This window comes from Streptomyces sp. NPDC087270, from assembly GCF_044744625.1.
In the GTDB taxonomy this organism is placed as follows: Bacteria; Actinomycetota; Actinomycetes; order Streptomycetales; family Streptomycetaceae; genus Actinacidiphila.
Genome location: NZ_JBIUYR010000010.1, coordinates 193437 through 216967, shown reverse-complemented (window position 1 = coordinate 216967; position 23531 = coordinate 193437). Strand labels below are relative to the sequence as shown.

Sequence of the window (23531 nt, the reverse complement as noted above, 5' to 3'; positions counted from 1 at the left end):
CTTACTTCTCCTTCTTGGCGCCGTAGCGGCTGCGGGCCTGCTTGCGGTTCTTCACGCCCTGCGTGTCGAGCGAACCGCGGATGATCTTGTAGCGAACACCCGGCAGGTCCTTCACACGGCCGCCGCGCACGAGCACGATGGAGTGCTCCTGAAGGTTGTGGCCCTCGCCCGGGATGTAGGCAGTGACCTCGATACCGCTGGTCAGACGGACACGCGCGACCTTACGGAGAGCCGAGTTCGGCTTCTTCGGGGTGGTCGTGTACACACGCGTGCAGACGCCGCGGCGCTGGGGCGAACCCTTCAGCGCGGGCGTCTTGTTCTTCTCGACCTTGTCCTGCCGGCCCTTTCGGACCAGCTGCTGGATCGTAGGCACCGTTTCTCCGGTTTCTGTGTGCCGATCTCGATAAAACTAACCTGGGGACCGACCCACGCGGTCGGGTGTGTCGCGGACCCCGCACGTATCCGAAGGAACGGAAAGTGCGTTTGGTCGGGCGCCGCGGCCTCGGTGTCCTCGTCCGGTCACATGGCACGCACAAGGACCCGGGCACACCCCAGGCACAAGATGAGAGCGTACCTACCGCATCGGCTACGGTCAAAACAAATGCACCTCACCCCTTGACCCTGGTGGAGGCGGCTTCCACCGGCCGCCCGCCGACGCCGTTCCGCTCCCCGGGGCCGCGCGCTGCGCTAGGGTGCTGCGGCCTCGTACCGCCGCGATTCGGGGGAGCTTCGCTCATGACTGTCACCGGTGACGCCGGCCGAAGCACCTCTCCCGGCTGGGCGGAGCAGCCCAGCACGCTGGACGACCGGATTCCCTTCCTGGCCCGCCTGGAGCAGGACGACCGCGTCGCGCTGCTGGCCCTCGGCCGCCCGCTCGTCTACCCCGCGCGATCGACCCTCGTCCACCAGGACGAGCCGGCCGCCCATGTGCTGCTGGTGCTCACCGGCTGGACCAAGGTCACGCGCTCCGCGGTCAACGGATACCAGGCGCTGCTCGCCCTCCGCGGCCCCGGCGACATCGTGGGCGAGGCGTCCGCGGTCAGCGGGCGGCCGCGCTCGGCGACCGTGACCGCGCTGGAGGAGGTCAACGCGGTCACCGTCGAACGCGACCGGTTCCTGGCCCAGTTGGCCGCCTCACCCGCCATCGCCCTGAAGCTCCTGGGCCTCACCGCCGACCGCACCCGGGCCAGCGACCGCCGGCGGGTGGAGTTCGGCGCCCTCGGGGTACGGGAGCGGCTGGCCATCCTGCTGCTGGAACTGGCCCGCACCCACGGCACGCAGGTACCGGAAGGGCTGCGGCTGACCACCGGCCTGAGCCAGCACGATCTGGCGGGTTCGGTGGGGGCCTCCCGCGAGGCCGTCGCGCGGCTGCTCAAGGACCTGCGCGAGCGCGGCATCGTCCGCACCAGCCGCCGCAGTCTGATCATCGTCCGGCCGGAACAACTGCGCCGGATCGGCCGCGGCGAGTAGTCGGCCGCGGCGAGTAGTCGGTCTCGGCGAGCAGCGGCGAGCAGCGGACGGCGGCTGCCACAGGCCGGAGCCCCGTTGTGTGCACTCGGTCACAGATCGTCTGTGTCGACGTCCCTCCCGACTGTCAGTGCGGTGCGGGAGAGTCGGCACGCACAGTCGAGTTCGTGAGAGGCGGCCATGACCGAACCCGTGAACCGCACCATCCTGCTCTTCGACATCGAGCGCTTCAGCCGGCGGGACGACATGGAGCAGGCGTTCCTGCGGCGCGGCCTCGACAGCGTCGTGGCGGACAGCCTCGCCGCGGCCGGGGTGGAGCGCACCCAGCAGTACCGCGAGGACCGCGGCGACGGGCTGATCATCCTGATCAGCGGCGACGTCTCGAAGGCCCGGCTGCTGCGCGCGCTGCTGAAGGAGACACCCGACGCGCTTCGCGCCTACAACCGCTTCGCCGCCAGCAGCACCCAGATGCGGCTGCGCATCGTGCTGGCCTCCGGCGAGGTGGCGCACGATCCGCAGGGCAGCACGGTCGGCGGTCTCGTCGGCCACGACCTCAACCAGGCGTGCCGGCTGCTCGACGCCGACGTCCTGCGGGAGGCACTACGGCAGCGGGAGACGGCCGACTGCGTGCTGTGCGTCTCGGCGCCGGTCTACGAGGGGGTGGTCCGGCACGGCCATCGGGGCCTGGCCAAGGAGGAGTTCCATCGCGTCGCCGTGGCGGTGAAGGAGGACCGGCTGGACGCCTGGCTGTACGGACCGGTGCCCGGCGGGCACGGCGGCGACCGCGACGCCGCCGGTGTGGGGAGGGAGCGCTCGGGGGCGCGGGGGGAGCCGGCGCTGCCGGGGGAACGGGTAGGCCCGGGGGAACGGGTGAGCCCGGGGGAACGGGCGGAACCGGGGGAACGGGCGGAACCGGGGGAACAGGCGCAGCCACAGCCCCGGCGGCGCCCCCAGGCCGCTGACGTCGGCGTCCATTTCACCTTCGACGGCGGCTCCCAGACCTTCGGCGGCGGCCAGGTCGCGGGAGACCAGATCGGCGTGAGCGGTGGCCAGGTCACCGGCGACGTGATCATGGGCAGCGTCCACCGGGACTCCGGCGGCGAGCGCCGATGAGCGAGCCGCACGGAAAGGACCGGCCGGACCCACCGGAAGAGCCGCAGCCGGAAGAGCCGCCGGTTGACGAGCAGGAGGCCGGCGAGGACCAGCCCGCCGAGGAGGACGACCGCCCGCAGGACCCCTGGGTCGCCCGCCGCGAGCTGTACTTGCACGCCCCGACCGCATTCGGCGGCGGACTCACCGCCGGCGACCAGATCGGGATGACCGGCGGCCGGCTGCACGGCGACCTGATCATGGGCAGCAAGGTCGAGAACCACTTCCGCCTCGGCTCCTCCACCCACACCTCCGGCGAGCTCCCGCCGTCCGAACTGGCCGAACTGGCCGAGGTGTTCGTCGCCGACACCGAACACGTCGACGCCGCCCTGGCCCGGTTGCGCGACGATCGCGTGCTCGTGCTGTCCGGCGCCCCCTACACCGGCCGCCGCAGCGCCGCGCTCATGCTGCTGCACACGCTGGGCGCGGCTCCCGTCCGCGCGCTCGACCCGAAGACCCGGCCCACGGCGCTCAAGGACGAACTGGGCGCGGGTGCCCGCGGATACCTGCTGTGCGACCTGACCACCGACCGGGACCATCCGCTGCGGGACATCGATCTGCTCGGTGTCCGGGAGGAGTTGGTGAAGGAGGACGCCTATCTCGTGGTCACGATCGGTCTGGCGGCTTCGCTGTCCGGGGTCCGGCCGATGCCCTGGCAGCCGCCCGCTCCGGATGCCGTCCTGCGAGCCCACCTGGCTCGGCGTGTCGGCGACGCGCAGCGCGAGCGGATGCTGCTCGCGCTGGAGCCCGCCCAGGACTTCGTCGCCCACGGCCACCACCAGCTTCGGGAGGCCGCCAGGTTCGCGGAGGCACTGGCGGCCTACGCCCGCGGCGAGTTGACCGAGCAGACACTGAGCTCCTTCCAGGCCGCTGCCGTGACCGACCAGGTGCAGGAGTGGTTCGGGGACGAGGAGACCCCGCTGCGCGACAAGGCGTTCCTGATCGCGCTCGCCGCCTTCGACGAGGCCCCCTATGCCCTGGCCGCAGAGCTGAGCGACGAGCTGCACGCGGCTCTCCAGCGGACCGAACACCCCGGTGTCCGGCCGCTGATCCCGGTCTTCGGCACCTCCATCACCAAGCGGTTGCGCCTGGCCCGCGCGCGCGGCTACGAAGAGATGGAGCACACCGAGTGGGGCCCGGTCAGCCAGTACAAGGCCCGCTTCGAGGAGCCGCTGGCCGCGATCGTGCTCCTGCGCGAGGTGTGGACCAGCTACCCGTCCGCCCGGCCCGCCCTGATCCACTGGCTGCGCCGGCTCGCGGACGACGGCCGTCCACTGGTCCGTACCCGCGCCGCGGTGACCGCGGCGGTGCTGACCTACGCCGACCTGCCCTCGGCGATGGCGCTCCTCGTGCACGGCTGGGCCGGTGCCAGGCGGTACCGCTTCTGCCTCGTCGCGGCCAACACCCTCGCCCTCGCCCACAGCCTGGGCGCCCCCAACGTGCCCAGCATCCTGCGGGCCTGGTGCGACCGGGAGCAGCCCGACGAGCGGCTGCGGTGGACGGCGATCCGCGCGTACGCGCTCGTGGGTGCGGAGATGCCCGAAGAGGCGCTGGAAGCGCTCGCGGACGCGGCCCGGGCCGAGGGCGACGACGAGGAGGCCGAGCAGATCGCCGAGTCGATCGCCCTGCTGCTCACCGCGCCGGCGGCCGACACCCGCAGCCGGGTGCTCTCCGAACTGGCCGAACTGGTCCACGACAAGCCACCGGTACGCCGGGTCACGCTTCGTGCGTTCGTCCTCGCCTGCGAGCACACCGACGACCTGCTCCTCCTGCGCTGGCACGCCGAAGCGGCGGCGTCGGGCGGCACGGCGGACGACCGGCACCTCTCGGCGCTGTGGCGCGCCGCCCTCGGCGACCTGTCGTACACCGGCGACGCGTTGCAGGCGCTTCGCCGCTGGGTCCATCAGGCCGACACCGACCCGACAGTGGAGTCCGCGCTGCTGGGCCTGCTCCCGGCGATCGCGGTGACCGCCGACGACCGCAAGCGCCTCAGCCACCTGCTGCGCACGCTGCCGGCACCGCACGGCGGGCAACCGCCGCAGGTGGCGGGCAGGCTGCTCGCCGCCCTGTAGCGCGGCAGCGCACGGCACGACGGCACCACGGCACCACGGCACCACGGCACCGGCGAACGACGACGAACGACGACGAAGACCGCGCACGGCACGCCGACCCCCGCGACATCCCGACACCTCGCCACCCGCGACGACAAGGAGCGACGAACCATGGCGGACTTCCGCCGCCCCCCGGACTGGGACCAGGGCGCCGACCGACACAGCGATCTGTCCGACCCGGTCCTGGTGGTGCGCCAACTCGCCCGATTCGAGTACCGCAAGCTCTACAGCCGGATCGACAACGCCCTGGTGTTCACCACCGGCAAGGGCGGCTACGACGTCTTCATGCCACCGCACCGGCCGACCCGCTCGGAGATGGCCACCAAGCGGTACTCCGCCGTGTACGAGGTGGACGTGGGCATCCACCGCTGCGCGTCCTCGCTGCGCCTGCCGAGCGACAACGACGCCTTCCACTTCACCGCGGAACTGGAGCTGAGCTGGCAGGTCGTCCGACCCGACCTCTTCGTCGCCAGCGGCGAGCGCCACGTGCCGACGCTGCTGGAACGGCGCTTCGAAGAACTCGCCCGCCCGCACACCCGGGCACTGCCGATCGACCGCTCCTCAGCCGCCGAACAGGCCGTGCGGCGCGCCGTCGAGACGGCCGGGCCGCTGGGCGGCGATGCCGGGCTGCGGGTGGACTGGATGCTGCGCCTGCATGTGGACGACGACGCGCTGGCGCACCAGCGCGAGCTTCGCCAGACGCGCTACGCGGACGAGAAGCTCAGCGCCTCGCACGCGCTCGCGATGCGCGAGGACCGGCTCCAGGCGGAACGAACGACGGCTCAGGCCGAGCAGGAACACGAGCTGGCGATGCTCAAGGGGCGCGGGGAGATCGAACGCCAGAGCCTGGAAGCGGAGAAGATCGAGTTCTACCAGTACTACCTCCAGCAGGAGGGCGTGCGGTCCTGGGCGTTCCACCTCGCCCAGCACCCGGAGGACTCCCGGCTGGTGATGGAGAGCCTGCGCCAGGACCAGCTCGCCCTCATCCAGAGCCAGGTGAACGTCGCCCTGGACGTGCTCAAGAGCGCCGGTCTGGAGGAGTACCAGCGTGAGGACATGAACAAGCACGCCGCGCAGATCATCGAAGAGGTGCTCACCCGCAATCTGCCGGGCGCCACCAAGGCCCCGCCGCCCATGCCCGGCGTGCTGCCGTGGACCCGACCCCACGACGCACCACCGCCCAGCGGGCCCCATGGGTCCAGCGAGCCGAGTGGACCCAGCGGCCCGAACGGGCCGGAAACGGGCGAGTCGTGAGCAGCGCCACCGCGGGCCAACGATTACTCGCCGAGCTGCGCTCCGAGATCTCCCACGCCGACAACAAGGCATCGGTCCTGCTCGGTGCGCTGAGCATGACCGCGGGCCTGGTCGGCGCGCTGCTGGCGGCCCACGGCTGGACGCCGACCCGGCTGGCGACCGCGGACCAGTTCCTGTGGTGGTCCGGTATCGCGTCGCTCGCCGGCTGCCTGCTGGCCCTGCTGCTGGCGATCACACCCCGCTACGGCAGCGACCTGTGGGCCCCGGGCCGCCCGCTGACCTACTTCGACGACATCCGGCGGGCGGTCGCCCAGGACGTGCTGCCGCGCGCGCTGGCGGACACCGACGCCGCCGCGGACGCGGGCCTGATCGACGCCCTCTCCGCCACCAGCCGCATCGTCGGCACCAAGCACACCTGGATACGTGTGGGGCTGATCGCATATGCCGCGGGCGCGGTGCTGCTGCCCAGCGCCCTGCTCCTCGGCTGACCGACACCCGCGACGCCCGATCGGAAGGCACATCGCATGACCACCCCGTCCGCCACCGACGACGACCCGCCCGACAGCCGCGGCCCTTCCATGCCGCCGCGCTACCCCACGGGCGCCCGGCCATCGCCGCCTCCCTACCCCGGCGGCCTGCCACCGCGGCCCTCCACGGCCACCACCACGGCCGCGCCACCCCCCGGACCCGTCGTTCCACCGTTTCCGCGGCAGCAGCAGCCGTGGACGGCCGGTGCCGCGCCGGGGCGGGTGCACCTCACCAGGCGGCAGCGCGGAGCGGACGCCACCGCGCTGGGCCAGCTCCTCCTCCACCTGCCGAGCTTCCTGGTGAGCCTGATCCTCGTCGCCGGCATCGCGCACGCCGTCCTCCCCCGCGCGGACTGGGTGATCGTGGCCGCCTGGCTGGCCTCAGGGGCCCTGGTCTTCCACCCGCCGACCGAGAGCTTCATCGCCCGCCACCTGCTGGGACTGCGCTATCCGACCCCGTCGGAGTGGCACCGGCTGGAGCCGCAGTGGCGCAAGGTGGCCGCGCTGGCCGGCGTCGAGGGCCGCGCGTACCACCTGTGGGTCGAGGACCGCGACGACCTCAACGCCCTCTCGGCGGCGGGCCACATCGTGGGCGTCACCCGCTTCTCCCTCACCCTGCCCGACGGCCAGCTCGCGGCCGTGCTGGCCCACGAGCTCAGCCACCACACCGGCGGTCACGCCTGGTCGTCGCTGCTCGGCCAGTGGTACGCGACGCCGGGCCGGCTGGCCTGGGCCGCGGTCCGCGCGGTGGCGCGCTTCTTCCGGCGGGTCAACGGCTGCCTGACGTTCCTGCTGCTGATCATGGCGGCCGGGTTCGTGGTGGCGCTCGCCGTGTCGTACTGGTTCGTCGTGCTCCCGCTGCTGGTGGCCCCGTACCTGCTGGCGGCCGTCGGCCGCCGCGCCGAGCTGCGCGCCGACCAGCACGCGGCAGCGCTGGGTTTCGGGCCGATGCTCGCGGAGGTCCTCCAGACCATGCAGTCGCAGAGCCGTCGGGACCCCCGCACGGCGACCCTCGCCCTGCCGGCACACGGCGCGACGGCCGCGACCACGGAAGGCGGTCTGCTCACCAGGCTGCTGTCCTCGCACCCCGACTACCACACCCGGCTGCACCACCTGCGGCCCTACCTGGAGCCCGCCCGCTGATCGGCGCCGGGCGGCCGCCGGAGGGGGGCGGCCGCCCGGCGTCAGGGGACCGGTGTCAGGGGCCCGGGGCGAAGGCGAGGAGGACGGCGATCAGGCTGATGAGGGCGAGCAGGCCGGCCAGGCCGAGGTAGCCGAGGACGAGGCCGACGGTGGCCTGCCCGTCGCCGTGCTGGCCGGTGCGGCGGATCTGGCCCCTGGCGACGTGGCCGCAGATGACCGCCGGAAGCGAGGTGACGCCCAGGGTCAGGAAGCCGAGAATGCCGCAGACCAGAGCGGCGGTGGCCGCGCTGTTGGTGCGCGGGACCGGCGCGAAGGTGAGGGGGACGGGCGGATACGGCTGCGGCGGGGCCCGGTGCGCCGGAGCGTGGGGGATGTCCGCGGTGATGCGGTCGAGGTCGGCGTAGGTGCGTGCCTGGTACGCCCAGCCGATCCGCTCGTCGTACTCCTCGGGCCTCAACCGGCCCTCGGTGTACGCCTCCTTGAGGATGTCCACCGCGTGCTCACGATCCGCGTCACCGGCCAGCATGCCTCCAGGATGCCCCAAAACGGCGGTCCGCGGGAGGAATCGCGGTGCGGTTGCGGGAATCGCGCGACGGCGGGCGACGGCTACCCGTCGCCGGGAACGCCGCCCGGCTCCTCATTCGCTCCCGGCGTGGCGAGCGCGCTGAGCGCTTCCGTGACCAGGGCGACCAGTTCGTCCTTGGGGACCGAACGGATCTCCTCGAACCAGCCGAGCGAGCGGCCCAGGCTGATGCCGTACAGCGCGCAGACGGCGATCTCCGCGCGCAGCCGGGCGCGGTCCAGGTCCCGGTCGGCGAGGTCGGCGGCCAGCGGCTCGACGACGCGGCGGGCGATCCGGTCACCGGCGGCCACCCGGATCTCCGGGGAGGTGTCGGACCGGATGAGCGCCTGGAGGATCGGGCCGGGCCCGCGCTCGTCGGACCTGGTGACCAGGGTGTGGGTGATCTGCGCCAGCCCCCGGAAGTCGGCCGGCATGCGCGCGGCGGCGTCCTCGGCCACCACCGCGGCGACGTACAGCTCCGCCTTGTTGCCGAAGTAGCGGGCGATCAACGCCGCGTCCACACCGGCGCGTTCGCCGATCTCCCGGATCGTGGTGCGCTCGAAGCCCTTCTGCCCGAAGAGCTCCTGCGCGGCCCGCAGCAGGGCCTGCTTGCTGGCGGCGGCGTCCCGGGCCCGGCCCGCCCGCGGCCGCTCGGGCACCGCGTGCTCGGCGCTCACCCTGGTCCTCCTCAGCGGGTGTCGGAAGTCCGGTCGTCGACGGTCATGTAGCCGGAGCCGGCGAGTTCGGCCTCCTCCTCCATCATAGGGACGACCGCCGCCGGGGCCGGGGCGCCCGACGCGACCCGGCGGCCGGCCCCCAGCCCGGGCAGCACGAAGCTGATGACGGCCGTGGCCACGCCCAGCGCGGACGCGATGATCAGGGCCATCCGGAACCCCGACACCTCCGGCAGCGCGCTCCCCGCGTGGGTGTGCGCCATCAGCACGGCCGCCGACAGCGCGCTGCCGAGCGTGAGGCCGATGCTGCGCAGCACCTGGTAGAAGCCGGTCGCGCTGCCGGTCTCGCCGGCCGGCACCGCGCGCACGATGAAGCCGGGCATCGCGGCGTAGGTGAACCCCATGCCGAAGCCGGCGATCCCGGAGACCACGAACGCCTCCCACAGGTGCGAGTGCTCCAGCGCGAAGAAGCCGGTGCCGAAGGCGAAGATCAGCGAGCCGAGCGGGATCATGCTCCGCGTGCCGAACCGCCGTTCGTACATCCCGAGGAAGCGGCTGGCCACGAAGTTCGTCACCGCGTAGGGCACCAGCACCAGGCCGGAGACGACCAGCGAGGCCCCGAAGCCGTAGCCCTGGGACGCCGGGACCTGGACGAACTCCACCACGACCGGCAGCAGCAGGTACATCGCCACGCTGATCAGGAACCCGCCGGTGTCGGCGGTGAGCACCGAGCGGTTCTTGACCTGGCGCAGGTCGATCAACGGGTCGGTGGTGCGCAGCTCGTACGGTATCCACACCGCGAGCAGCACCAGGCTGCCGGCGAAGAGGCCCAGCGCGCGGGCCGACGTCCATCCCCAGCCGCCCGCCTCGCTGAGCGCCACCGAGAGCCCGACGACGACCAGGCTGATCAGGGTCGCGCCCACGGTGTCGAACCGCCGGGTGGGCACCTCGGCGCGGCCGGGCAGCACGAAGGCGGCGAGCAGGAACGCGCAGCCGACGGTGATCGCGCCGAACCAGTACGCGCCCCGGAAGTCGAAGGTCTCCGCGATCAGCGCGGTCAGCGGGTAGCCGAGCCCGGCGCCGATCGCGGCCGTGACCGAGAGCGTGGCGATCGCCTGCCGTGACTTCTCGGGCGCGAGGTTGCGCCGGGCGACGGCCATCGCCACCGGCAGCAGGCCGAGCCCCACCCCTTGCAGGCCGCGGCCCACGATCAGCATGGCGAAGCCGTTGGAGAGCGCGGCGACCACGCAGCCGGCCACCACCGAGCCGAGCGCGGCGAGGATCACCTCGCGCTGCCGGGGCCCGTCGGAGAGCCGGCCCATCAGGGGCGTGGCGAGCGCGCCGGTCATCAGCGTGATGGTCAGCAGCCACTCAGCCGTGCTCAGCGAGACGCCGTCGGCGTGGGCGATGGTGGGGATCAGCGGGGCGCCCAGGCTGGAGACGACCGACATCAGCGAGCCGACGATCACCAGGGTCGGCCCGAGCAGGCGCAGTCGCAGCCCGCGCGGTAGGGCCCCGGGCCCGGCGGGCCCGCTTGCTATGTCTCCGCTGATCGACACGATGCCGTCGCTCTCCCGGGTCAGTTGTCACCCACTGATGTCATCAGATGATGACAACGGAGATAACGGTAACACGCATCTATCTCCGCCCCGACAGCACCCCGGGCCCAACCGGCCGGCCCGGCCGCACGCACGGCGCCACGCACGGCCCACACAGCCCCACGCACGCCCCCCGGGCACACGAGAAGGGCGGCCGCCCCGGAGTCCCGGGGCGACCGCCCTTCCTTCGTACCGCGGTCCTTCAGACCGTCAGGCCCACCACTCAGCCGTTGTACGGGCCGTAGTCGTAGTCCTCCAGCGGCACCGCCTGGCCGGAGCCGGTGCCGAACGGGCTGTAGTCGATGTCGTCGTAGCCGACGGCCGAGTACATCGCGGCCTTGGCCTCCTCGGTCGGCTCCACCCGGATGTTGCGGTAGCGGGACAGGCCCGTACCGGCCGGGATGAGCTTGCCGATGATGACGTTCTCCTTCAGACCCAGCAGCGAGTCCGACTTCGCGTGGATCGCCGCGTCCGTCAGCACCCGGGTCGTCTCCTGGAAGGAGGCGGCCGACAGCCAGGACTCGGTGGCCAGCGAGGCCTTGGTGATACCCATCAGCTGCGGACGACCCGAGGCCGGGTGACCGCCCTCGGAGACCACGCGACGGTTCTCGGTCTCGAACCGGCCGCGCTCGACCAGCTCGCCCGGCAGCAGCTCCGCGTCGCCGGACTCGATGATCGTCACCCGGCGCAGCATCTGCCGGATGATGATCTCGATGTGCTTGTCGTGGATCGACACGCCCTGCGAGTTGTAGACCTTCTGCACTTCCTGCACCAGGTGGATCTGGACCTGGCGCTGGCCGAGGATGCGCAGCACGTCGTGCGGGTTGGTCGCGCCGTAGGTGAGCTTCTGGCCCACCTCGACGTGATCGCCCTCGCCGACCTGGAGCTTGACGCGCTTGGAGATCGGGTAGGCGATCTCGTCGGCACCGTCGTCCGGGGTGACGATGATCTTCTTGGTCTTCTCGGTCTCCTCGACCCGGACCCGGCCGGCCGCCTCGGAGATCGGCGCGACACCCTTGGGCACGCGCGCCTCGAAGAGCTCGACCACACGCGGCAGACCCTGCGTGATGTCGTCACCGGCCACACCACCGGTGTGGAAGGTACGCATCGTCAGCTGGGTGCCGGGCTCGCCGATCGACTGGGCGGCGATGATGCCGACCGCCTCGCCGATGTCCACCAGCTTGCCGGTGGCCAGCGAGCGCCCGTAGCAGTAGGCGCAGGTGCCGACGGCCGACTCGCAGGTGAGGATCGAGCGGGTCTTGACCTCCTCGACGCCGTGCCGCAGCAGCTGGTCGATGAGCACGTCGCCCAGGTCGACGTTGGCGGGGGCGATGACCTTGCCGTCCACCACGACGTCCTCGGCGAGCATCCGCGCGTACACGCTGGTCTCGACGTCTTCCGCCTTGCGCAGCGTGCCGTCCTCGGCCCGCTCGGCGATCCGCAGCTTCAGACCGCGCTCGGTGCCGCAGTCCTCCTCGCGGATGATCACGTCCTGCGAGACGTCCACCAGACGACGGGTCAGGTAACCCGAGTCGGCGGTACGCAGCGCGGTGTCGGCCAGACCCTTACGGGCACCGTGGGTGGAGATGAAGTACTCCAGCACGGACAGGCCCTCGCGGAAGGACGCCTTGATCGGACGCGGGATCGTCTCGTTCTTGGCGTTCGACACCAGGCCACGCATACCCGCGATCTGACGCATCTGCATCATGTTCCCGCGGGCACCCGAGTCGACCATCATGAAGATCGGGTTGGTCTTCGGGAAGTTGGCGTTCATCGCCGTGGCGACCTCGTTGGTCGCCTTGGTCCAGATGTTGATCAGCTCGTCCGAGCGCTCCTGCTTGGTGATCAGGCCGCGCTCGTACTGCTTCTGGACCTTCTCGTCGAGCGCCTCGTAGGAGGCGATGATGCCCTTCTTCGCCTCGGGCACGACGATGTCGGTGACGGCCACGGTGACGCCCGAGCGGGTCGCCCAGTGGAAGCCGGCCGCCTTCAGGTTGTCGAGCGTCGCCGCCACGATCACCTTCGGGTACCGCTCGGCGAGGTCGTTGACGATCTCGGAGAGCTGCTTCTTGCCGACCGCGTAGTCCACGAACGGGTAGTCCTCGGGCAGCAGCTCGTTGAAGAGCGCCCGACCCAGGGTGGTGCGCAGCCGGAAGCTGTCACCGACCTGGTACGGCTCCTCGCCCTCCACCGGCTCCGGCGGGGTCCAGCCGCGCGGCGGGACGGTGCCCACCGGGAAGCGGATGTCCACCCGCGCCTGCATCGACAGCTCACGCGCGTCGAAGGCCATGATCGCCTCGGCGGTGGCGCCGAACGCCCGGCCCTCGCCCTTGACCTCGCGCTCCTCGGAGTCCGTGGTCAGGAAGAACAGACCGAGCACCATGTCCTGGGTCGGCATGGTGACCGGGCGGCCGTCGGCGGGCTTGAGGATGTTGTTCGAGGACAGCATCAGGATGCGGGCCTCGGCCTGCGCCTCCGCGGACAGCGGAAGGTGCACGGCCATCTGGTCGCCGTCGAAGTCCGCGTTGAACGCGGTGCAGACCAGCGGGTGGATCTGGATGGCCTTGCCCTCGACGAGCTGCGGCTCGAACGCCTGGATGCCCAGCCGGTGCAGGGTCGGCGCACGGTTCAGCAGCACCGGGTGCTCGGCGATGACCTCTTCCAGCACGTCGTACACGACCGTGCGGCCGCGCTCGACCATGCGCTTGGCCGACTTGATGTTCTGCGCGTGGTTGAGGTCCACCAGGCGCTTCATCACGAACGGCTTGAAGAGCTCCAGCGCCATGGCCTTGGGCAGGCCGCACTGGTGCAGCTTGAGCTGCGGGCCGACGACGATCACCGAACGCGCGGAGTAGTCCACGCGCTTGCCGAGCAGGTTCTGGCGGAACCGGCCCTGCTTGCCCTTGAGCATGTCGGAGAGCGACTTCAGCGGACGGTTGCCGGGACCCGTCACCGGGCGGCCGCGGCGGCCGTTGTCGAAGAGCGCGTCGACGGCCTCCTGGAGCATCCGCTTCTCGTTGTTCACGATGATCTCGGGGGCACCGAGGTCGAGCAGGCGCTTCAGGCGGTTGTTGCGGTTGATCACACGGCGGTACAGGTCGTTCAGGTCGGAGGTGGCGAACCGGCCACCGTCGAGCTGGACCATCGGACGCAGGTCCGGCGGGATCACCGGGACGCAGTCCAGCACCATGCCGCCGGGCTTGTTGGTGGTCTGCAGGAACGCGGAGACCACCTTGAGCCGCTTCAGGGCGCGGGTCTTCTTCTGACCCTTGCCGGTGCGGATGATCTCGCGGAGGCGCTCGGCCTCCTCGTCCAGGTCGAAGGACTCCAGGCGCTTCTGCAGCGCCGCGGCACCCATCGAGCCCTGGAAGTACGTGCCGAACCGGTCGCGCAGCTCGCGGTAGAGCAGCTCGTCGCCCTCCAGGTCCTGGACCTTGAGGTTCTTGAAGCGGGCCCACACCTCGTCGAGCCGGTCCAGCTCGCGCTGGGCGCGGTCGCGCAGCTGCTTCATCTCGCGCTCGGCGCCCTCACGCACCTTGCGGCGGACGTCGGCCTTGGCGCCTTCGTTCTCCAGCTCGCCGAGGTCGGCCTCCAGCTTCTTCTGCCGGGCCTCCACATCGGCGTCACGCCGCTGCTCGACCTGCTGGCGCTCCACGGAGACCTGGGCCTCCAGCGAGGGCAGGTCGCGGGTGCGGCGCTCGTCGTCCACCCAGGTGATCATGTACGCCGCGAAGTAGATGACCTTCTCCAGGTCCTTCGGGGCGAGGTCGAGCAGGTACCCCAGGCGCGAGGGCACGCCCTTGAAGTACCAGATGTGGGTGACCGGCGCGGCCAGCTCGATGTGGCCCATCCGCTCACGACGCACCTTGGCGCGGGTGACCTCGACGCCGCAGCGCTCACAGATGATGCCCTTGAAGCGGACGCGCTTGTACTTGCCGCAGTAGCACTCCCAGTCCCGGGTGGGGCCGAAGATCTTCTCGCAGAAGAGCCCGTCCTTTTCCGGCTTGAGGGTGCGGTAGTTGATGGTCTCGGGCTTCTTGACCTCGCCGTGCGACCAGGTCCGGATGTCGTCCGCGGTGGCCAGGCCGATCCGCAGCTCGTCGAAGAAGTTGACGTCGAGCACTGTGTCGTCAATCCCTCTCAGGGTTGATTCTCAAATGGTCTGAACGGGTCGCGGGAGAGCCCGTCCGGCTGGAGACCGGACGGGCCGGCCCGTCAGACCTCTTCGACGCTGCTCGGCTCGCGCCGGGACAGGTCGATGCCGAGCTCCTCCGCCGCACGGAACACGTCCTCGTCGGTGTCCCGCATCTCGATGGACATGCCGTCCTTGGACAGCACCTCCACGTTGAGGCAGAGCGACTGCATCTCCTTGATGAGCACCTTGAAGGACTCGGGGATGCCGGGCTCGGGGATGTTCTCGCCCTTGACGATGGCCTCGTAGACCTTCACGCGGCCGAGCACGTCGTCGGACTTGATGGTCAGCAGTTCCTGGAGTGCGTACGCGGCGCCGTAAGCCTCCAGCGCCCACACCTCCATCTCGCCGAATCGCTGCCCGCCGAACTGCGCCTTACCACCCAGCGGCTGCTGGGTGATCATCGAGTACGGACCGGTGGAGCGCGCGTGCAGCTTGTCGTCCACCAGGTGGTGCAGCTTGAGGATGTACATGTAGCCGATGGAGATCGGCTCCGGGAACGGCTCGCCGGAGCGGCCGTCGAAGAGCCGGGCCTTGCCGGAGGACTTCACCATCCGGTCGCCGTCGCGGTTGGGGACCGTGGCCTCGAAGAGACCGACGATCTCGTCCTCGCGGGCGCCGTCGAAGACCGGCGTGGCCACGTTGGTGTCGGGCTCCACCCGGCCGGCGCCGATGGCGTCGAGCCGGCTGGCCCACTCCTCGGCGATACCGGAGACGTCCCAGCCCTGCTTCGCGAGCCAGCCGAGGTGGATCTCCAGCACCTGGCCCGGGTTCATCCGGGACGGGACGCCGAGCGGGTTGAGGATGATGTCGACCGGGGTGCCGTCCTCGGTGAACGGCATGTCCTCGACCGGCAGGATCTTGGAGATGACGCCCTTGTTGCCGTGCCGGCCGGCCAGCTTGTCGCCGTCGGTGATCTTCCGCTTCTGCGCGACGTACACGCGCACCAGCTGGTTGACACCGGGCGGCAGCTCGTCGCCCTCCTCACGGTCGAAGACGCGCACGCCGATGACCTTGCCGACCTCGCCGTGCGGCACCTTCAGCGAGGTGTCGCGGACCTCGCGGGCCTTCTCGCCGAAGATCGCGCGCAGCAGCCGCTCCTCCGGGGTCAGCTCGGTCTCGCCCTTCGGGGTGACCTTGCCGACCAGGATGTCGCCGGCCACCACGTCGGCACCGATCCGGATGATGCCGCGCTCGTCGAGGTCGGCCAGCACCTCCTCGGAGACGTTCGGGATGTCCCGGGTGATCTCCTCGGGGCCCAGCTTGGTGTCGCGGGCGTCGACCTCGTGCTCCTCGATGTGGATCGAGGAGAGCACGTCGTCCTGCACGAGGCGCTGCGACAGGATGATCGCGTCCTCGTAGTTGTGGCCTTCCCACGGCATGAACGCGACCAGCAGGTTCTTGCCGAGGGCCATCTCGCCCTCGTCCGTGGACGGGCCGTCGGCGAGCACCTGGCCGGCCACCACGCGGGCGCCCTCGTCCACGACGACCTTCTGGTTGAAGGAGGTGCCCTGGTTGGAGCGGGAGAACTTGGCGATCCGGTACGTGGTGTACGTGCCGTCGTCGTTGGTGACCGTGACGTAGTCGGCGGAGACCTCCTGGACCACACCGTCCTTCTCGGCCTTGATCACGTCGCCGGCGTCGACCGCGCAGCGGTACTCCATGCCGGTGCCGACCAGCGGCGCCTCGGCCTTGATCAGCGGCACGGCCTGGCGCATCATGTTCGCGCCCATCAGGGCGCGGTTGGCGTCGTCGTGCTCCAGGAACGGGATCATCGCGGTCGCGACCGACACCATCTGGCGCGGCGAGACGTCCATGTAGTCGACGTCGTCGCCGGGGATGTAGTCGATCTCGCCGCCACGGCGGCGGACCAGCACGCGGGACTCGGCGAACCGCAGTTCCTCGGTCAGCGGCGCGTTGGCCTGCGCGATGACGAAGCGGTCCTCCTCGTCGGCGGTCAGGTAGTCGACGTCGTCGGTGACCTGGCCGTCGACGACCTTGCGGTACGGCGTCTCGATGAAGCCGAACGCGTTGACCCGGCCGTAGGAGGCGAGCGAGCCGATCAGACCGATGTTCGGGCCTTCCGGCGTCTCGATCGGGCACATCCGGCCGTAGTGCGACGGGTGCACGTCACGGACCTCGAAGCCGGCCCGCTCACGGGACAGACCACCGGGGCCGAGCGCGTTGAGCCGGCGCTTGTGCGTCAGGCCCGACAGCGGGTTCGTCTGGTCCATGAACTGGGACAGCTGGCTGGTGCCGAAGAACTCCTTGATGGAGGCGACGACCGGCCGGATGTTGATCAGGGTCTGCGGCGTGATCGCCTCGACGTCCTGGGTGGTCATGCGCTCGCGCACGACCCGCTCCATACGGGCGAGACCCGTACGGACCTGGTTCTGGATCAGCTCGCCGACGTTGCGGATGCGGCGGTTGCCGAAGTGGTCGATGTCGTCGGTCTCGACGATGATCGACCGGCCCGACTCGCCGACCGTCTCGGTCTCACCGGCGTGCAGCTTCACCAGGTACTTGATCGTGGCGAGGATGTCGTCGGTGGTGAGCACGCCGGCGTCCAGCGGCGCGTCGCTGCCGAGCTTCTTGTTCACCTTGTAGCGACCGACCTTGGCCAGGTCGTAGCGCTTCGGGTTGAAGTAGAGGTTCTCCAGCAGGGTCTGGGCGGCCTCCTTCGTCGGCGGCTCGCCCGGGCGCAGCTTGCGGTAGATGTCCAGCAGCGCGTCGTCCTGGCCCTGGGTGTGGTCCTTCTCCAGGGTGGCGCGCATCGACTCGTACTCGCCGAACTCCTCGAGGATCTGCTCGGTGGTCCAGCCGAGCGCCTTGAGCAGGACGGTGACCGACTGCTTGCGCTTGCGGTCGATGCGGACACCGACCATGTCGCGCTTGTCGATCTCCATCTCCAGCCAGGCACCCCGGGACGGGATGATCTTGGCGGAGAAGATGTCCTTGTCGGAGGTCTTGTCGATGGAGCTGTCGAAGTAGACACCCGGCGAGCGGACCAGCTGCGAGACGACGACACGCTCGGTGCCGTTGATGCAGAAGGTGCCCTTGTTCGTCATCAGGGGGAAGTCGCCCATGAAGACGGTCTGGGACTTGATCTCGCCGGTCTCGTTGTTGGTGAACTCGGCGGTGACGAAGAGCGGGGCGCCGTAGGTGAAGTCGCGCTCCTTGCACTCGTCGAGCGAGTTCTTCGGCGGCTCGAAGCGGTGGTCACGGAACGTGAGGGACATCGACCCGGAGAAGTCCTCGATCGGGGAGATCTCCTCGAAGATCTCCTCCAGACCGGACTTCCTGGGGACGTCCTGCCCACTGTCCAGGGCCGCCTCGACACGGGCCTTCCACGCGGCGTTGCCGAGCAGCCAGTCAAAGCTCTCGGTCTGGAGCGCGAGGAGGTTCGGAACTTCGAGCGGTTCACGGATCTTCGCGAAAGAGATGCGCAGCGGGGCGGTGCTTGCGCCGTTGTTCGAATTGGTGGTCGAGGCGTTGCGCGAGGCGGCCAAGAGGGGGTCCTTCCGAGGGCTCGGACTCACTACGCGCGTACCGGACCGAACCCGAGCGGAAGAGAAAAGCCCTGATGACAGGCTTCCTCACGAGTGCTCGGACACGGGCATACCCCTGGTGACGGGCCAGGCAGCAGCTAACAGGCAGCGCAAAGGGTCAGTGTAGCCACTTGGCCCACTGATGTCCAGGCTGAGATTCGGAGTACCGAATCGTCGCCCCCTCCGCCTGTCTCATCGTCCGCGTCGCCCGGCCCTCGGAGCCCGGGTGCCGCTTCCGTCATCCTGTCCTGCCTGCTGCGCGCCCGGCCGGAACCGGTCACTCAACCACCATCGCATCCATTCCCGGTTCGCCGACGATCCATGCATCCGGCTCGCCAAGAAGTGTGCGGCGGATGTGTGCGGGATCGGGTGACCGCGTGTGGCAGCGCGTCCTGAGAATTGCGCGCTGCGTGCCATCCGTCAAGGCCCAAGCCTCGCGGAGATCGAAAACGACCGAGGGCGGCCACCCGATCGGGTGGCCGCCCTACGGCGGGTGGAGCAGAAGCGCGGTGAGGTGTTACTTGACCTCGACCGAGGCGCCGGCGCCCGCGAGGGCTTCCTTGCCCTTCTCCGCGGCTTCCTTGGTGACCTTCTCCAGGACGGGCTTCGGGGCGCCGTCCACGAGGTCCTTGGCCTCCTTCAGGCCGAGCGAGGTCAGCTCGCGCACGACCTTGATGACCTGGATCTTCTTGTCACCGGCGGCGGTGAGGATGACGTCGAACTCGTCCTTCTCCTCGGCGGCGTCGGCCGGGGCACCCGGGGCACCCGGGGCAACGGCGACGGCGGCCGGGGCGGCGGCGGTGACGTCGAACTTCTCCTCGAACGCCTTCACGAACTCGGAGAGCTCGATGAGAGTGAGGCCCTCGAACTGGGCGAGCAGTTCGTCCTGGGTGAGCTTCGCCATGATGGCGTCCTTCCATTCATTCGGCTGGTGCCGTGGTGTACATGTCGGCGGGCATACATCGGGCCCGCGGCGACCGCTCCCGCTCCGTACGGATACGGGTCAGGCGGCGGTCATTGTGCGAGCCGAGTTACTCGGCACCGCCCTGCTCTGCCTCGGCCTCGGCCTTCTTGGCCCGAAGCGCCTCCGCGGTGCGGACGAACTTCGACGGGAGCGCCTGGAAGAGCGCGGCAGCCTGGGACTGCTTGGCCTTCATGGCGCCCGCCAGCTTGGCGAGCAGAACCTCGCGGGACTCGAGGTCCGCAAGCTTCTTGATCTCGTCGGCGGACAGCGCCTTACCGTCAAGGACACCGCCCTTGATGACGAGAGCGGGGTTGTCCTTGGCGAAGTCGCGCAGACCCTTCGCCGCCTCGACCGGGTCACCGGTCACGAAGGCGACGGCCGACGGACCTGCGAACAGGTCGTCGAGCGTGCTGATCCCGGCCTCGTTGGCCGCGATCTTGGTCAGCGTGTTCTTCACCACGGCGTACGTGGCGTTCTCACCGAGCGAACGGCGCAGCGTCTTGAGCTGCGCCACGGTGAGACCGCGGTACTCGGTCAGCACTGCGGCGTTCGAGGAGCGGAACTGATCCGTCAACTCGGCAACCGCGGCAGCCTTGTCGGGCCTCGCCATGAGTCTCGGCCTCCTTCCGGGTGATTGCGGACCGCCCGGTTGACGAAGGGGACGTGACTGGCGCGACAACACAAACGCCCCGAGCGCAGGCGCACGGGGCGGAACTCGACGAAAGTGCTTCAGCACTTCCGGAGGTCTTGGTCCGATCACCTACGCGGGCCGTCCGCACTCAGCGGATTCCTTCGGCCGCCCCACCCGATGACGGGCACGACGACAACCTGCGGTCTTTGGCTTCGTGCTGAGAGTACGGGAGCGGGAGCCCGTCGGGCAAATCCTTCTCTTCGACAAGGGTTTCCGAGGCGCCCGGCACGGGAACGGCGTCGCCCCGAAGCACCTCGCCTCCGCCTCCGCCTCCGCCTCCGCCTCCGCCTCCGCCGGGGCCGGTACGGAACGGGCCGCGGGCTCCGGCGGAGTACGGTCGTTCGCGGCCGGCTACCGCAACGCGAAGGCGTCCACGCAGTCCTTCGCGGGAGGCGCGACCACGTGCACCTTCAGCCCGAAGCCAGAGTAGTGGGCGAGGATCGAGACCGTGTCGCTGCTGTGGTGCGGCGCCGTGCCGTACAGCGACTCCTGGACCGGCAATCCCTTGTCCGGCCCCTCGACCGACACCCACACGTCCAGTTTCTCCCGGGTGAGGTTGGCCGCCTGCATGTCCTGATGCAGGGTGTCCGGGGCCATGACCAGCTTCCCGTCGGCGTCGCGGGTCGGCGGCTTCGCGGTCAGCGTCCCGGTGTAGTGGTCCGCCCGCACACCGCTTACGGTCTCGGTCCCCACGCTGTGCACGCCGGGCACCGCCAGCAGCTTCGACACGATCCCCGCGGGGCCGGCGTCGCCCTGCTGGGGAACCGTCTGGAGCATCGCCAAGGCCCCCACGCCGCCCGCCGACCTCGCCCAGGTCCGGCCGCCGTTCTTCGCCGCCTCCTGCGGCCCGATGCGGACGTAGCTCGTGCCCGCCACCGACCTGGTCTCCAGGCTGTGGCTCACGCCGAACTGCTGAAGGACGGCCTTGTCGACCGAGTCGGTGAACGTCACGACCGTGTCGTCGACGGTGCCGTGCGACCAGTCGCTCACCCCCTTCTCCCGCCAACTGAGGGCGCCCGACGCGTCGGAGGAGTCCTCCCGCACCGAGTGCACCTGGGCGAGCCGGGCCTGGACCTGCTTCAGCGCGGCCACGGCGGAGGCGGGCCGGGGAGCCGGGTGGGACGGCGGAGCGGCGGACGTGGCCGCGGTCGGCTGCCCGGTGTGGGCGCGGCTGCCGGGGCTGCTCGATCCGGCGCAGGCCGTCAGTGCGGCGAGGGCGACGGCGGTGCCGGTGAGGGCGAGCGGGAGGGCTCGGGCGGTTCTCATGACGTCGCGCCCGGGGTCGACGGGTGCAGCGCCTTCTGGCGCTGTGCCGCGACCTCGTCGGTCCTGTCGGCGGTGTCCCAGCCCGGCGGAACCGCGATCTCCTTGACCCCGCCGAAGCTGGTGAAGTCCAGGGTGGTGATCACCGAGCTGACGTCCTGCCGGACGCGGACCAGCGTGCCGTCGGGCGTGAGCCACACGTCCTCCAGCGGCGGCTCCACGAGGCCCTGCTTCTTCATGGCCGCGGACGCGGGGACGTGGCCGCGGTAGTGCGTCGTCCGCCTGCCGTCGACCGTCGCCGGTCCGACCGTCCGCAGATCGGTGGAGGCCGCGAGCCGGCGCAGCGCGACGGCCGGATCACCCTTGGCCGCGTCCCCGGCGTCGGTGTTCGCCGCAGCCGTGCCCAGGTACGCCGACAGGTCGATCCTCACCCAGTGCCTGCCCTGGAGCGGGCCGCTGGGCTGCGGGTCGATGCGGTAGTAGGTGGCGGTGCCGATCTGCCGCGCCTCGATCTGATCGGTGTGGACGAGCTTCTGGAAGCCGACCTTGGCGGCATCGACCATCGTGTCGCTACGCGCCTCGCCGGTCCCCCACGTGTAACTGCCCTTCGCCGACGTGCGCTTGCCGTACAGGTCCATGGTCTGCGTGATGTCCGCGGATTTCTTCGACTCCGCCAACTTTGCCGCTGCCGTCAGGGCGGCCCTCGCCGCGCTGTCGCCGGCCGGGGGCGTGGTCCCGGTGTCCTTCGCCGCGCCCTTCGCGGGCGCCGCGGCCGTGTGGCGGTCCCCCGCCGCGTGGTGCGTGGTGCCGCCGCAGCCTGCCGTGGCGAGCAGTGCTGTCGCGGCAACAGCGCAGCAGACAGCCGTGGTTGATCTCATCGCGTGGTCCCCACCCCTGGTTGCCCCATGCTCCCCGTGCCCCTGCGTCACGGGTGAGCGCCCCACTGTAAACGGCGGGCGCCCCGCTCCGCCCGGTGGATACCGGGGGAAGCGGGGCGCCGTGGTGCTGCGGTGGTGCCGTGGTGCGGTTGGTGCCACTGGTGCGGCCGGGCGGGGGCCCGGCTACCGCGCTACCGCGCTGACGCGCGACCTGGCTGCCGTCAGACGGCGGCCGGGTCCTCCTCGGTGAGGAGGTTGCGGGTGCGGTTCGAGTCGAGCGGGATGCCCGGGCCCATCGTGGTGGAGACGGCCGCCTTCTTGATGTAACGGCCCTTGGCCGCGGACGGCTTGAGGCGCAGGACCTCGTCCAGCGCCGCCGCGTAGTTCTCCACCAGCTTGGTCTCGTCGAACGAGACCTTGCCGATGATGAAGTGCAGGTTCGAGTGCTTGTCGACGCGGAACTCGATCTTGCCGCCCTTGATGTCCGTGACCGCCTTCGCCACGTCCGGGGTGACCGTACCGGTCTTCGGGTTCGGCATCAGACCACGCGGGCCGAGCACGCGGCCCAGCCGGCCGACCTTGCCCATCAGGTCCGGGGTGGCGACGACGGCGTCGAAGTCGAGCCGGCCCTTCGACACCTCGTCGATCAGTTCGTCGGAGCCGACGATGTCGGCTCCCGCGGCTTCCGCGGCCGCAGCACGGTCACCGGTCGCGAAGACCAGGACCCGGGCGGTCTTGCCGGTGCCGTGCGGAAGGTTCACGGTGCCACGGACCATCTGGTCGGCCTTGCGCGGGTCCACACCCAGGCGGAAGGCGACCTCGACGGTCGAGTCGAACTTGGTGGTCGCGGTCTCCTTGGCGAGACGGACGGCCTCCAGGGGCGCGTACACGCGCTCCCGGTCGATCCTGGCGTCCGCAGCGCGGAGAGACTTGCTGCGCTTGCTCACTTGCTGCTCCTACGTTGTCTTGGAGTCGTGGTCCGAGCCGAGCAGGCCCTGCCACTCACTGCCGGGGGGTGCTCCGGGCCGCCGCGTCGGCGGGTACCCGTGAGCGAGGCGTCAGCCCTGGACGGTGATGCCCATGGAACGAGCCGTACCCGCGATGATCTTCTCCGCGGCGTCCAGGTCGTTCGCGTTCAGGTCGGGGAGCTTGGTGGTGGCGATCTCCCGCACCTGCTCACGGCTGAGCGAGGCGACCTTCTTGACGTGCGGCTCGCCGGAGCCCTTCTCCACGCCCGCGGCCTTCAGGATGAGCTTCGCGGCCGGCGGGGTCTTGGTGATGAACGTGAAGGTACGGTCCTCGTAGACCGTGATCTCCACCGGGATCACCATGCCGCGCTGCGACTCGGTGGCCGCGTTGTAGGCCTTGCAGAACTCCATGATGTTCACGCCGTGCTGGCCCAGCGCGGGGCCGACCGGCGGCGCCGGGTTGGCCGCACCGGCGTTGATCTGGAGCTTGATCAGCCCCGTGACCTTCTTCTTCTTGGGAGGCATTGCTCTCTCCGGGTCTT

The 23531-nt window shown here is 70.5% G+C and carries 18 protein-coding genes; 6 read left to right on the top strand and 12 right to left on the bottom strand.

Annotation, left to right across the window (positions count from 1 at the left end):
- Position 1: 1 nt before the first annotated feature.
- On the bottom strand, positions 2-373 hold the full coding sequence (rpsL, locus tag ACIPAE_RS21535) for a 30S ribosomal protein S12 (RefSeq protein WP_014144289.1): 372 nt from the start codon (positions 371-373) through the stop codon (positions 2-4).
- Positions 374-735: 362 nt separating this feature from the next.
- Between rpsL and ACIPAE_RS21530 the strand changes: the two genes are divergently transcribed.
- The 6 genes from ACIPAE_RS21530 (at position 736) to ACIPAE_RS21505 (ending at position 7651) form a co-directional block, all read left to right on the top strand.
- On the top strand, positions 736-1470 hold the full coding sequence (locus ACIPAE_RS21530; RefSeq protein ID WP_329365809.1) for a Crp/Fnr family transcriptional regulator: 735 nt from the start codon (positions 736-738) through the stop codon (positions 1468-1470).
- A 177-nt stretch (positions 1471-1647) separates the two neighbouring features.
- Positions 1648-2580 (top strand): collagen-like protein, encoded by a 933-nt coding sequence (locus ACIPAE_RS21525; protein ID WP_402447248.1) that lies wholly within the window; start codon positions 1648-1650, stop codon positions 2578-2580.
- Positions 2577-4688 carry a hypothetical protein gene (locus tag ACIPAE_RS21520; RefSeq protein WP_402447246.1) on the top strand — a complete coding sequence of 704 codons (2112 nt, stop codon included), beginning with the start codon at positions 2577-2579 and terminating at the stop codon, positions 4686-4688. Before ACIPAE_RS21525 ends, ACIPAE_RS21520 begins: the two co-directional genes overlap by 4 nt.
- Positions 4689-4838: 150 nt before the next feature.
- Positions 4839-5981, top strand: coding sequence for a PE-PGRS family protein (locus tag ACIPAE_RS21515; RefSeq protein WP_402447244.1), 1143 nt, complete (start codon positions 4839-4841; stop codon positions 5979-5981).
- Positions 5978-6469: a Pycsar system effector family protein gene (locus ACIPAE_RS21510; RefSeq protein ID WP_329365816.1), complete on the top strand. Its 492-nt coding sequence runs from the start codon at positions 5978-5980 to the stop codon at positions 6467-6469. The genes ACIPAE_RS21515 and ACIPAE_RS21510 overlap by 4 nt, the downstream gene beginning before the upstream one ends.
- 36 nt (positions 6470-6505) lie before the next feature.
- The gene (locus ACIPAE_RS21505) at positions 6506-7651 is read left to right on the top strand and encodes a M48 family metalloprotease (protein ID WP_329365818.1); all 1146 of its coding nucleotides are present in this window, start codon (positions 6506-6508) and stop codon (positions 7649-7651) included.
- Between the two features lie 55 nt (positions 7652-7706).
- Here ACIPAE_RS21505 and ACIPAE_RS21500 read toward each other — a convergent pair whose 3' ends face one another.
- From ACIPAE_RS21500 to rplK, 11 genes are all read right to left on the bottom strand, one after another.
- On the bottom strand, positions 7707-8177 hold the full coding sequence (locus tag ACIPAE_RS21500; protein WP_402447241.1) for a DUF1707 and DUF4190 domain-containing protein: 471 nt from the start codon (positions 8175-8177) through the stop codon (positions 7707-7709).
- Positions 8178-8257: 80 nt separating this feature from the next.
- Positions 8258-8890 carry a TetR family transcriptional regulator gene (locus ACIPAE_RS21495; RefSeq protein WP_402447239.1) on the bottom strand — a complete coding sequence of 211 codons (633 nt, stop codon included), beginning with the start codon at positions 8888-8890 and terminating at the stop codon, positions 8258-8260.
- A gap of 11 nt (positions 8891-8901) precedes the next feature.
- A complete protein-coding gene (locus ACIPAE_RS21490; RefSeq protein WP_329365821.1) occupies positions 8902-10446 on the bottom strand; it encodes an MFS transporter in 1545 nt (514 codons plus the stop codon).
- Between the two features lie 262 nt (positions 10447-10708).
- The gene (locus ACIPAE_RS21485; protein ID WP_328468066.1) at positions 10709-14608 is read right to left on the bottom strand and encodes a DNA-directed RNA polymerase subunit beta'; all 3900 of its coding nucleotides are present in this window, start codon (positions 14606-14608) and stop codon (positions 10709-10711) included.
- A 92-nt stretch (positions 14609-14700) separates the two neighbouring features.
- Entirely contained in the window at positions 14701-18186 is a 3486-nt protein-coding gene (gene rpoB / locus ACIPAE_RS21480; protein WP_328468064.1) for a DNA-directed RNA polymerase subunit beta, read from the bottom strand.
- Between the two features lie 556 nt (positions 18187-18742).
- Positions 18743-19129 carry a 50S ribosomal protein L7/L12 gene (gene rplL, locus ACIPAE_RS21475; protein WP_366410167.1) on the bottom strand — a complete coding sequence of 129 codons (387 nt, stop codon included), beginning with the start codon at positions 19127-19129 and terminating at the stop codon, positions 18743-18745.
- A gap of 127 nt (positions 19130-19256) precedes the next feature.
- Complete coding sequence (rplJ, locus tag ACIPAE_RS21470) at positions 19257-19799, bottom strand: 50S ribosomal protein L10 (protein ID WP_329365825.1); 543 nt, start codon at positions 19797-19799, stop codon at positions 19257-19259.
- A 432-nt stretch (positions 19800-20231) separates the two neighbouring features.
- The gene (locus ACIPAE_RS21465; protein ID WP_402447236.1) at positions 20232-21146 is read right to left on the bottom strand and encodes a hypothetical protein; all 915 of its coding nucleotides are present in this window, start codon (positions 21144-21146) and stop codon (positions 20232-20234) included.
- The gene (locus ACIPAE_RS21460) at positions 21143-22021 is read right to left on the bottom strand and encodes a hypothetical protein (protein WP_402447234.1); all 879 of its coding nucleotides are present in this window, start codon (positions 22019-22021) and stop codon (positions 21143-21145) included. Before ACIPAE_RS21460 ends, ACIPAE_RS21465 begins: the two co-directional genes overlap by 4 nt.
- 221 nt (positions 22022-22242) lie before the next feature.
- Positions 22243-22968, bottom strand: a complete 726-nt coding sequence (gene rplA, locus ACIPAE_RS21455; RefSeq protein WP_202235500.1) for a 50S ribosomal protein L1 — start codon at positions 22966-22968, stop codon at positions 22243-22245.
- 111 nt (positions 22969-23079) lie between these two features.
- Positions 23080-23514, bottom strand: a complete 435-nt coding sequence (gene rplK, locus ACIPAE_RS21450) for a 50S ribosomal protein L11 (protein ID WP_103886934.1) — start codon at positions 23512-23514, stop codon at positions 23080-23082.
- Positions 23515-23531: the final 17 nt, after the last annotated feature.